This window comes from Neisseria flava (genome assembly GCF_982712965.1).
This window is the reverse complement of the sequence record NZ_CEXQBZ010000042.1, coordinates 1-11339: the sequence shown is the minus strand read 5'-3', so window position 1 is coordinate 11339 and position 11339 is coordinate 1. Positions and strand designations below refer to the sequence as shown.

Below are 11339 nucleotides of genomic sequence, written 5' to 3'. Positions count from 1 at the left end.
ATGTATATTTGCTCATAAAAAAACTGCACCTTGTGAGTTGGAGGGGATGTGTCCAACTTTTGGGGTGCAGTTCAACCACAAATCAGGGTTTCAGACGACCTTTTTATTATCCGCAAAGCTTACAGATAGAATTTTTCAACTACTTTCAAATTGTCGTCCAATTTGTACACCAGCGGCTGACCGGTCGGGATTTCCAAGCCCATGATGTCTTCGTCGGAAATGCCTTCGATGTGTTTTGCCAATGCGCGCAGGGAGTTGCCGTGTGCGGCGACCAAGACGCGCTTGCCGCTCAGAATAGCGGGGGCGATTTGGTCTTCCCAGAACGGCAATACGCGCTCCAAAGTAACTTTCAGATTTTCGCCGTCGGGTACGACATCGGCGGGCAGGTTGGCATAGCGGCGGTCGTTGTGTGCGGAGAACGGGTCTTTCGGGTCGAGCAGCGGCGGCAGGGTATCGTAGCTGCGGCGCCAGATGTGGACTTGCTCGTCGCCGTATTTTTCGGCGGTTTGTTTCTTGTCCAAACCTTGCAGCTGGCCGTAGTGGCGTTCGTTCAGCCTCCAGCTTTTGATTTGCGGCACGAACAGTTGGTCGGATTCTTCCAAAACGATGTTGCAGGTTTTAATCGCGCGGGTCAGGACGGAAGTGAAGGCGATGTCGAACTCGTAGCCTTTTTCCTTTAGTTTTTTACCGGCGGCGGCAGCTTCGGCAAGCCCCTGCTCGCTCAGTTTCACGTCGCGCCAGCCTGTAAACAGGTTTTTCGCGTTCCATTCGCTTTGTCCGTGGCGGATAAATACCAATTCCATGTCGTATGCTCCAATTTGAGTGCGGTAGAAGGGCTTATTTATAACATATTTCGGCTGTTTCTGCCGAACCACCTCCCCTACCCTTGCCTTCAGTCAAACAGCTGCTTTTCAAAATATGAAACCTGCCTGTTAAGACGACCTGCTTTATAATGTTGCCAAAATACGCTTTTACGAAAGACTTTCATGACCCGACGTTTGATTATCGGCATCAGCGGAGCCAGCGGTTTCCAATACGGCATCAAGGCCTTGGCACTTTTGCGCACACACGATGTCGAAACGCATCTGGTGGTATCCAAAAGCGCGGAAATGACGCGCGCGCTGGAAACACCATATGAGAAAGACGAACTCTACCGCCTTGCCGATGTCGTCCATCCGATAAACCATATAGGCTCCGCCATCGCCAGCGGTTCGTTCAAAACCGACGGGATGCTGATCGCCCCTTGCTCGATGCGCACGCTGGCAGCGGTCGCAAACGGCTTCGGCGACAACCTGCTGACACGCGCGGCGGACGTAGTCCTGAAAGAGCGCCGCCGCCTTGTGCTGATGGTGCGCGAAGCCCCGCTCAACCTTGCCCATCTGGACAATATGCGCCGCGTTACCGAAATGGGCGGCATCGTCTTCCCGCCTACCCCCGCCCTCTACCAGCAGCCGCAAACCATAGACGACATCATCACCCACAGCACCGCCCACGCGCTTTCACTTTTAGGCTTCGACACCGGCACCGTACCCGAATGGACGGGTGGAACATCTTCCTAAACATAAAAGGTCGTCTGAAACCCGTTTTCAGGCTGGCAGAAAGCCTCCCTCCATATCAAGCTGATATAATCCCCGCCAATCATATTTACACGGAGTCATCATGCAGTTCTCGGCATTCGGCGAAAAATTCACGCAACACAGCGGCATCCTGCAACTTATGGACGACCTCGGCGACGCGCTCAAAAGCGATAAGCCCGTCAACATGCTCGGCGGCGGCAATCCGGCGCGAATCGCCGAAGTCAATGCCGTGTTCGCCGACGTATTTTCCAAACTGGCAGCGGAACACGCTGTCGAGAACATCGGCAATTACTCCAATCCCCAAGGTGATGCCGCGCTGATTGATGCGTTGACCACCTTTCTCAACCGCGAATACGGCTGGAACCTGACTGCCGACAATATTGCGCTGACCAACGGTTCGCAGAACGCGTTTTTCTATCTTTTCAACCTTTTCGGCGGAAAATACAAGGTTTCAGACGACCTTTCCGTAGAGAAAGCCATTCTGCTGCCGCTCGCGCCCGAATACATCGGCTATGCCGACGTGCATGTCGAAGGGCAGCACTTCGTTTCCGTCAAACCCAAAATCGAAGCTGTCGAACACGAAGGCGAAGAAGGCTTCTTCAAATACCGCGTGGACTTTGACGCGCTGGAGAGCCTGCCGGAACTCAAAGCGGGCAAAATCGGCGCGATTTGCTGTTCGCGCCCGACCAATCCGACCGGCAACGTGCTGACCGACGGCGAAATGGCGCGGCTTGACGCTTTGGCGCAAGAACACGGCATTCCGCTGATTATCGACAACGCCTACGGAATGCCGTTCCCAAACATCATTTACAGCGACGTGACGCTGAATTGGCACGAAAACATTATCCTCTGCTTCAGCCTGTCCAAAGTCGGCCTGCCGGGCGTGCGCACCGGCATCATCGTCGCTGCGCCCGAAGTCGTCAAAGCCGTCAGCAGCCTGAACGCGATTGTGAACCTGTCGCCGACCCGCTTCGGCGCGGCCATCGCAACGCCGCTGTTGCAGGACGGTCGTCTGAAACAGCTTTCAGACGACGTCATCCGGCCGTTTTACCGCAATCAGGCGCAAACCGCCGTCTCGCTGCTCAAGCGCGAGCTGGGCGCGTATCCGCTGAAAATCCACAAGCCCGAAGGCGCGATTTTCCTGTGGCTCTGGTTTGAAAACCTGCCCGTTTCATCGCAAACCCTGTACGAAATGCTCAAAGCCGAAGGCACGCTGATTATTCCGGGCGAACATTTCTTCGTCGGCATCGACACGCAGGATTACCCGCACGCCCGCGAGTGCATCCGCATGAGCATTGCGCAGGACGCTCAAACGCTGGAAAAAGGCATCGCCGCCATCGGCAGGGTGGTGCGCGGTTTGTACGACGCGGCGTAAACGGTAAAGTTGACAGCCATTCAGTCAAAAGGTCGTCTGAAAACAGTTTCAGACGACCTTTTATCATTTATTTTTTTGAAATGAAATTAATTTTCTTTTAGAATTAACCGTTACAATCGACTTTTGAAAGAAAATACAAATGATTAAGCCCGCTTCCAGACTCAGCATCCTCAGCCTCTCCCTCCTTGCCGTTTCGGCGGCATTTGCCTCAGACGAACCCCAAGCCCGAGAAATCGCCGAACTCGAAACCATCACTGTAACCGCCAGCGCGGACGCATCCAAGGGCGGTTTGATTCCTGCATTTAAGGGCGGACAGGTGGCGCGCGGCAGCCGCGTGGGTATTTTGGGCAATAAAAAAAACCTAGAATCGCCGTTCTCCAATACTGCTTACACCAATAGGCTGATTCAAGACAAACATGCGCGCAGCGTCGGCGACGTACTGCAAAACGACCCGACCGTCCGCGTTGCGCGCGGTTACGGCAATTTTCAGGAAGCCTATTTCATACGCGGCTTTGCCGCCGAATCGGACGATACCATGTACAACGGCCTTTACGGCATCCTGCCGCGCCAATACATCGCCACTGAGCTTTTCGAACGCGTGGAAGTCCAGCGCGGCGCATCCGCCTTCTTAAACGGCATGGCGCCGGGTGGCAACAATATCGGCGGCACGGTATCCGTATTGCCCAAACGCGCGTCCAATGAAGGATTGAACCGGCTGACTGCCAATTACGGCGCGGGAAAACGCGGTGGTTTGGCGGCGGACGTGGCGCGCCGTTTCGGACAAAATCAGGAATTCGGCGTGCGCGTCAATGCGGCGCACCATAACGGCAAAACCGCAATAGATGACGAAAAGTCCAAACTCAGCCTGGTCAATGTCGGCCTAGACTGGCGCAATGAAAATGCCCGCCTGTCCGCCGATTTGGGCTGGCAGGACAACAAGCTCAAAGCCACGCGTACCAATGTTACCCTGTCAGGCCTGACCGCCGTGCCGGCCGCGCCTGATGCCTCGTCCAACTGGGCGCAGCCGTGGACGTATTCCAACGAGCGCGACTGGTTCGGCACAATGCGCGGCGAATACGATTTCAACGACAACCTGACTGCCTACGCCGCCTACGGCTTCCGCCGCAGCAAGGAAAACAATTCTCTGGCAAACCTGACTGTCCGCAATGTCAACGGCGACGGATCGATTTACCGCTTCGACAACGCGCGTAAGGATAAAATCGACACGGGCGAAATCGGTTTGCGCGGCAAATTCAATACGGGCGCGGTAGAGCACGAATGGACCGCCGCCGCCAACCGTTTCCAATCCTCGCGCAAAAACGCTTACATCATGGATTGGGGCAACCAATATACGACCAACCTCTACAACCCGTCCCGCTATCCGCAACCCGCAGCCGCCGACCCGCTGTATTCGGGCAACGACATGGGCAATCCTGCTGTTACCGGCAAAACACGCCTGACCAGCTTCGCCTTGGGTGACACCTTCAGCCTTTGGGACAAACGCCTGCAATTCACGCTCGGGGCGCGCTGGCAGCAGCTTCACAATGAAAGCTACGCCTACAATACAGGCATGCAAACCGAAGACTACAAAAAATCGCGCATCAGCCCTGCCGCCGGCGCGGTTTACCGCATCACGCCCAACTGGTCGGTGTACGGCAACTACATCGAAAGCCTGGGACAAGGCGCGACCGCAGGCTCGACTGCCTCCATCAACGGCCGGGCCTACGCCGTCAGCAATGCCGGCGAATCGCTCAAACCCTATGTTTCCAAACAAAAAGAAATCGGCACGAAATTTGAAGCCAACGGCTTCGGCGCGGGATTGGCCCTGTTCCACACCGACAAACCGCGTTCGCTTTACGTTGCCGAAAACGACAACACCGCCCGCTTCACCTCCGAAGGCAAAGACCGCCACCGGGGCGCGGAAATCACCGTTTACGGGGAAGTCGCACAAGGTGTGAGGCTCTTGGGCGGCATTACCCTGCTCGATGCCAAGCAGAAATCTACCGGCTCATCTGCAACTGACGGCAAACGCACCATCGGCGCGGCTAAAACCCAAGCCAACATCGGCTTGGAATGGGAAGTGCCGAAAGTGCAGGGTTTGGCATTTGACGGACGCATGGTTTACACCGGTTCTTCCTACGCCGATGCGGCCAATACGCTTAAAGTCGGCGGCTGGACGCGCTTCGACATCGGCGCGCGCTACCGCACCCAAATCGGCAGGCACGAAGCCACCTTCCGCGCCCGCCTCGATAATGTTGCCAACAAGAAATACTGGGCATCCGTCGGCGGATACCCTAACAACGGCTACCTGAACGCCGGCGCACCGCGCAGCTTCACCCTGTCGGCTTCGGTCGATTTTTAAGGGACGGGCGGCAAACAGCCTCCAACGGTCCAAAGGTCGTCTGAAACGTTTTCAGACGACCTTGGAGCCTGGGGCGTCCGACTTTGCCCTACGCTTTCGGACAACCGCCGTAAAACTCCGCCTTTGCGGCATCGGCACCGACAACGGGCAATGGGTTTTGCCGCTCCGCCGCTTTCTCCGAATAACGTCAAACCCACCAAAAGGTCGTCTGAAACGTGTTCCAAATCCAAAACGCCACCTTCGCCATACCCGGACGCTCGCTGCTGCACGACATCAGCGTCAACTTTTCCCCTAACCGCGTGTACGGCCTCATTGGTCATAACGGCTCGGGCAAGTCCACGCTGTTGAAACTGCTCACCCGCCAGCATGAACCCGCAGGCGGCAGGATATTGCTGAACGACAAAGAAATACGCGCCTATTCCGCCCGCGCATACGCCAAAGAAGTCGCCTATCTTCCGCAGCACCTGCCCGCCGCCACCGCGCTGACCGCGCGCGAGCTGGTTATGATGGGGCGTTATGCCTGGAGCGGGCTTTTAGGGCGCACGAACGATGCGGACAGACAGGCGGTGGAACAGGCGTTGCGGCTGACGCATACGGAAAAATTTGCCGATCAAATCGTCGATACGCTTTCGGGCGGCGAACGTTCGCGCGTCTGGCTGGCGATGTGCCTGGCGCAGCAAAGCCGCTTTTTGCTGCTAGACGAACCGCTTGCCGCTTTGGACATCGCCCACCAAATCGACGTGATGGCACTGGTGCGCAAGCTGTCTCGCAATTTGGGTTTGGGCGTCATCATCGTCATCCACGATATTAATCTGGCGGCGCGGTATTGCGATGAACTGGTCGCGCTCAAACAGGGACGGCTATTAAAAACGGGCAAACCCGCCGACATTATGACCGCAGAAGTGTTGAAAGACATTTACAGCGTCGATATGAACATCATCGCCCATCCTGAAAACGGCTGCCCCGTGGCATTGCCTTGACGCAGGCAAACCGTCCCGCCGCATAAGTTCCGACCATAAAATCCGCCGCCCGAATCCAAACCGGATGACATCGCAGACCATTGTGGAATACCTGTATCCGATATGTTTCAGACGACCCTCTATTCAAAAACCGAAAGACCTTCCAAGCTCATGTCCCACCGCTTTTCAGACGACATTCCCCGCCTTGCCGCACGGCTGTTTTTTACCGCAGCCCTCCTGTTTTCCCTGCCTGCACCCGCCGCACCGCGCGTGGCGACTTCGGACTGGACGGTCGCCGAAACACTGACGGCGATGGGGCATCCGCCCGTCAGCGTTGCCGACCGCCGCGTGTACGATACCTGGGTGAACTATCCGCCGCTGCCCGCTGCCGTCAAGGAAGCGGGGCTGCGCTTCCAGCCGAATTTGGAGCGGCTGTATCAGATAAAGCCTGATTTTTTCGTGCAATCTTCCTGGTATGCCGCCGCCAAGTCCCAGTTTGAAAAAATCGCCCCGGTACGCGAAGTGGATTTCGGCACGGCAAAAGGCATCGAATATGCCCACACGGTCGAAGCCACGCGCAGGCTGGGTAAAATCATCGGCGACCCTGCCGCTGCCGAAAAGCTGATTGCCGGTACGGAAAACCTGTTTGCCCGCGCCAAACCCGCGCTTTCGGCATATCGCGGCCGCCCGTTTGCGGTGGTGCAGTTTGTCGACGGGCGGCATTTGCGGATTTACGGCAAGACTTCGCTGTTTCAGGCCGTGTTCGACAAATTGGGGCTGAACAATGCCTGGACGGGCAAAAGCAACGAATGGGGTTTCGAAAACATCACGCTTTTAGATTTGGCAAAACTGCCGCCGGACACGCTGCTAATCATCGTCAAACCGCATCCTCAAAATACACGTGCAACGCTCGAAAAAAGCGCGCTTTGGCAACGCCTGCCATTCTGCCGCCCTGCAAACCGCCGCATCTTCGAGCTGTCGTGGAGCTACGGCGCACTGCCGTCCATGCAGCGTTTCACTTTGCAACTGATGCGTTCGATGTCGTCTGAAAACCCGTCCGCACAAAAGGAAGCCGCATGGTAAAGATTTTCAGACGACCCCTGCCTATCCTTGCCGCCGCGTTGGCAATATCGTGCGCGCTGACGGCGTTTTGGATATTGAAGCTGGAATGGACGCTGCCGTGGCTGCGGCTGTTTGACCGTCCCGACAGCCTGCCTTTGGATGCGCTGATGGTGCAGAACAACACTCTGCCCCGCATGGCGATGGCGCTGCTCGCAGGCGGCAGTACGGCGACGGCGACCATGCTGATGCAACAGTTGATGCGCAATCCGCTCGCATCCGACAGTACACTGGCAGTCAGCAGCGGCGCGCAGGCGGCTTTGGTGGCGGCGACCGTGTTCGCCCCCTCCTTCCTTGCCTACGGCACATCCGCCGTGGCGTTTGCCGGCGCAGCGGCGGCTTTGGGCGCGGTATTGCGGCTGTCGGCACGACGCGCCCTGCAACCGCTCAGCGTCGTGCTGGCGGGTTTGGTGGTCAGCCTGTATCTGGGTTCCCTCACCGGTATCGTGATGCTGTTTTTCAGCGAAGAGACGCGCGGCGTGATGCAGTGGGGCAGCGGCTCCCTGGTGCAGGACAGTTGGCGCGATACGTTGGGGCTTTTGTGGCGGATTGCCGTTGCCGCCATACTTACCGCCTTTTTAATCAAACCGTTAAACATCATGAGCCTGGGCGACACACAGGCGGAATCGGCAGGCATACCGGTGAAGAAAATCCGCCTGCTGTCTTTGGCGGTTGCTGCATTTTTGAGTGCGGGCGTGGTCGGCTTTGTCGGCATGATGGGCTTTGTCGGATTGGCGGCGGCGACGCTGGTGCGGCAAATGGGCGTACGCACGCTGTCCATGCGCCTGATTTGTTCCTTCATCGTCGGCGCACTGCTTTTGATGCTGACGGACAACGGCCTGATGCTGCTGAAACACTACCGCGGCACCGATCTGCCCGCCGGCGCTGTAACTGCCCTCGTCGGCGCGCCGCTTTTGTTGTGGCTGACGGCGAAAGCACCTCCGCGTCCTTCGTTTCAGACGACCTCCGATATTTCAACCGCCGCGCCGCACGTCCCGCGCCTCTTGCGTTTTCTGCTGCTTATCGCCGTCGCCGTATCGGTATTGGCGTTTACGGTCGGACGCTATGACGAAACCCTGCGCCTGACCATAGACCCGGAATATTTCGTATTCCGCTACCCGCGCGTGCTGCTCGCCGCCGCCACCGGCACCATGCTCGCGTTGACCGGCGTCATACTGCAAAGGCTGACGCAAAACCCGATGGCGGGACCCGAACTCTTGGGCATCAGCTCTGGAACGGCATTCGGCGCGATGTCGGTAGTGATGCTGTTCGGCATTACCTCGGGCAGCGGCTGGTTTTGGCTGACAGGTATCTTTTCCGCTCTCGTATCCTTGGGGCTGTTGATGCTGTTCAACCGCAAAAACGGATTTACTCCCGAAAAAATCCTGCTTACCGGCATGGCACTGGCCGCACTCGCCGATGCCGCCATCCGCATTTGGATGGCAATCGGCGATTTCCGCGTACAACTGCTTTTATTGTGGATGTCAGGTTCAACTTATCAGGCAACGCCCGAATCCGCCCTTACCGTCGGCCTCCTCGCCGCTGCCTCGCTCCTCCTCATCCTCACGCTGCAACGCTGGCTCGGACTGCTCGGCCTGAACGCAACAATCGCCCGCTCCGTCGGCATCAACGTCCCCCTCGCACGGCTGGTGCTGATCGTCTCAAGCGCAGCGTTAACCGCCTTATCCACACTGCTTATCGGCCCATTGAGCTTCGTCGGACTGCTTGCGCCGCATCTGGCCCGTATGCTCGGCGCACGCCTGCCAAAACAGCAACTTGCCGCCGCCGCACTTATCGGCGCATCGGTTATGATGACGGCCGACTGGCTGGGCAGGCAGGTAATGTTCCCTTACGAAGTCCCCGCCGGAATGATGGCCACGCTCATAGGCGGCGCATATTTCATGATGATGATGCGCAAGCTTTAATGCGAACGGAGATACAAAAAGGTCGTCTGAAAACAGTTTCAGACGACCTTTTTGTTTAACATGTTTATTCGATAATAAAAATCTAACAAAAATAAAATCTCAATTAATAATAACAATATTAAATTGAAGTCATAGTTCCAATAGGCAAAACCTTTCTGTATAGTCCTATTCATAGTTTAAACAAAAGGAAAAATAAATGTCGATACAAGAAATTTATGAATGCCAAGAAACCGGCTACGAATATGCTTTTCGGCAAATCGTTTTATAAACCACTGACCATTTCACAAAGGAAATTATTATGACTGTCTCTAAATGTCCCGTAACCCACCTGACCATGAACAACGGCGCCCCCGTTGCCGACAATCAAAACAGCCTGACCGCTGGTCCGCGCGGCCCGTTGCTGGCGCAGGATTTGTGGCTGAATGAAAAACTCGCCGACTTCGTGCGCGAAGTGATTCCCGAACGCCGTATGCATGCCAAAGGTTCGGGCGCGTTCGGTACGTTCACCGTAACGCACGACATCACGAAATACACCCGCGCCAAAATCTTCAGCGAAGTTGGCAAGAAAACCGAGATGTTCGCCCGTTTCACCACCGTGGCAGGCGAGCGCGGCGCAGCCGATGCGGAACGCGACATCCGCGGCTTTGCGTTGAAGTTCTATACCGAAGAAGGCAACTGGGATATGGTCGGCAACAACACGCCCGTATTCTTCCTGCGCGACCCGCGCAAATTCCCCGACCTGAACAAAGCCGTCAAACGCGATCCGCGCACCAATATGCGCTCCGCTACGAACAACTGGGACTTCTGGACGCTGCTGCCCGAAGCCCTGCACCAAGTCACCATCGTCATGAGCGACCGCGGCATTCCCGCCAGTTACCGCCATATGCACGGCTTCGGTTCGCATACTTACAGCTTCTGGAACGAAGCGGGCGAACGTTTTTGGGTGAAATTCCATTTCCGCAGCCAGCAAGGCATTAAAAACCTGACCAACGAAGAAGCCGCAAAAATCATCGCCGACGACCGCGAAAGCCACCAACGCGACTTGTACGAAGCCATCGAACGCGGCGAGTTTCCGAAATGGACGATGTACATCCAAGTCATGCCTGAAGCTGATGCGGAAAAAGTGCCGTATCATCCCTTCGACCTGACCAAAGTTTGGCCGAAAAAAGACTATCCGCTGATTGAAGTGGGCGAATTCGAGTTGAACCGTAATCCCGAAAATTTCTTCGCCGATGTGGAACAATCCGCCTTCGCCCCGAGCAACCTCGTGCCCGGTATCGGCGCCAGCCCCGACAAAATGCTGCAAGCCCGTCTGTTCAATTACGCCGACGCGCAACGCTACCGCTTAGGCGTGAACTTCCGCCAAATCCCCGTCAACCGCCCGCGTTGCCCCGTCCACAGCAACCAGCGTGACGGACAAGGCCGCGCCGACGGCAACTACGGCAGCCTGCCGCACTACGAACCCAACAGCTTCGGCCAATGGCAGCAACAGCCCGACTTCGCCGAACCGCCTTTGAAAATCAACGGCGACGCGGCGCACTGGGACTACCGCCAAGACGATGACGACTATTTCAGCCAACCGCACGCCTTGTTTAACCTGATGAACGACGCGCAGAAACAGGCTTTGTTCGGCAACACCGCCGCAGCCATGGGCGACGCGCCCGACTTCATCAAATACCGCCACATCCGCAACTGCCACCGTTGCGACCCTGCCTACGGTGAAGGCGTGGCGAAAGCCTTGGGGCTGACCGTTGAAGACGCACAAGCCGCTCGCGCGACCGACCCGGCATTGGGTCAGCCGGGTTTGCTGTAAATGGGAGGAGCTATGTGGATAGAGATTGAAGAATTGTTATCCCACGCAATCCGATACCGCAAACCGCTGACTTAGGCGTGATACGCAAATAGAGAAGTATTGTTAAGCATCCCTTTTGGGGAACGATATATGGTGTAGAAATCAACAGTGTTGTTTACACTTTTGGCTTTTGCTTGAAGACCCGTTTGAGCAGCTATCCGGCATTGTCA

The 11339-nt window shown here is 56.4% G+C and carries 8 protein-coding genes; 7 read left to right on the top strand and 1 reads right to left on the bottom strand.

Features of this window, described 5'->3' with window-relative positions; translation table 11 throughout:
* Window positions 1–119: 119 nt before the first annotated feature.
* A complete protein-coding gene (locus tag AC5M9B_RS02935) occupies window positions 120–803 on the bottom strand; it encodes a 2,3-diphosphoglycerate-dependent phosphoglycerate mutase (RefSeq protein WP_101810344.1) in 684 nt (227 codons plus the stop codon).
* Between the two features lie 183 nt (window positions 804–986).
* Between AC5M9B_RS02935 and AC5M9B_RS02930 the strand changes: the two genes are divergently transcribed.
* The 7 genes from AC5M9B_RS02930 (at window position 987) to katA (ending at window position 11130) form a co-directional block, all read left to right on the top strand.
* Window positions 987–1559, top strand: coding sequence for a UbiX family flavin prenyltransferase (locus AC5M9B_RS02930; protein ID WP_016687161.1), 573 nt, complete (start codon window positions 987–989; stop codon window positions 1557–1559).
* A 100-nt stretch (window positions 1560–1659) separates the two neighbouring features.
* Entirely contained in the window at window positions 1660–2952 is a 1293-nt protein-coding gene (locus AC5M9B_RS02925) for a valine--pyruvate transaminase (protein WP_455007667.1), read from the top strand.
* 139 nt (window positions 2953–3091) lie between these two features.
* Window positions 3092–5314, top strand: coding sequence for a TonB-dependent receptor (locus tag AC5M9B_RS02920; protein ID WP_487648231.1), 2223 nt, complete (start codon window positions 3092–3094; stop codon window positions 5312–5314).
* A 215-nt stretch (window positions 5315–5529) separates the two neighbouring features.
* Window positions 5530–6294, top strand: a complete 765-nt coding sequence (locus tag AC5M9B_RS02915) for an ABC transporter ATP-binding protein (protein ID WP_455007665.1) — start codon at window positions 5530–5532, stop codon at window positions 6292–6294.
* A 150-nt stretch (window positions 6295–6444) separates the two neighbouring features.
* A complete protein-coding gene (locus AC5M9B_RS02910; protein WP_455007664.1) occupies window positions 6445–7356 on the top strand; it encodes an iron-siderophore ABC transporter substrate-binding protein in 912 nt (303 codons plus the stop codon).
* Window positions 7350–9317, top strand: coding sequence for a Fe(3+)-hydroxamate ABC transporter permease FhuB (gene fhuB / locus AC5M9B_RS02905; protein WP_487648230.1), 1968 nt, complete (start codon window positions 7350–7352; stop codon window positions 9315–9317). The genes AC5M9B_RS02910 and fhuB overlap by 7 nt, the downstream gene beginning before the upstream one ends.
* Window positions 9318–9615: 298 nt before the next feature.
* Window positions 9616–11130 carry a catalase KatA gene (gene katA / locus AC5M9B_RS02900; protein WP_487648229.1) on the top strand — a complete coding sequence of 505 codons (1515 nt, stop codon included), beginning with the start codon at window positions 9616–9618 and terminating at the stop codon, window positions 11128–11130.
* Window positions 11131–11339 lie beyond the last annotated feature (209 nt).

Excerpts from the sequence above, each read along its gene's own strand:
- AC5M9B_RS02930 (WP_016687161.1), top strand. The coding sequence starts at position 987 with ATGACCCGACGTTTGATTATCGGCATCAGCGGAGCCAGCGGTTTCCAA.
- AC5M9B_RS02920 (WP_487648231.1), top strand. The coding sequence starts at position 3,092 with ATGATTAAGCCCGCTTCCAGACTCAGCATCCTCAGCCTCTCCCTCCTT.
- AC5M9B_RS02925 (WP_455007667.1), top strand. The coding sequence starts at position 1,660 with ATGCAGTTCTCGGCATTCGGCGAAAAATTCACGCAACACAGCGGCATC.
- AC5M9B_RS02910 (WP_455007664.1), top strand. The coding sequence starts at position 6,445 with ATGTCCCACCGCTTTTCAGACGACATTCCCCGCCTTGCCGCACGGCTG.
- fhuB (WP_487648230.1), top strand. The coding sequence starts at position 7,350 with ATGGTAAAGATTTTCAGACGACCCCTGCCTATCCTTGCCGCCGCGTTG.
- katA (WP_487648229.1), top strand. The coding sequence starts at position 9,616 with ATGACTGTCTCTAAATGTCCCGTAACCCACCTGACCATGAACAACGGC.
- AC5M9B_RS02935 (WP_101810344.1), bottom strand. The coding sequence starts at position 803 with ATGGAATTGGTATTTATCCGCCACGGACAAAGCGAATGGAACGCGAAA.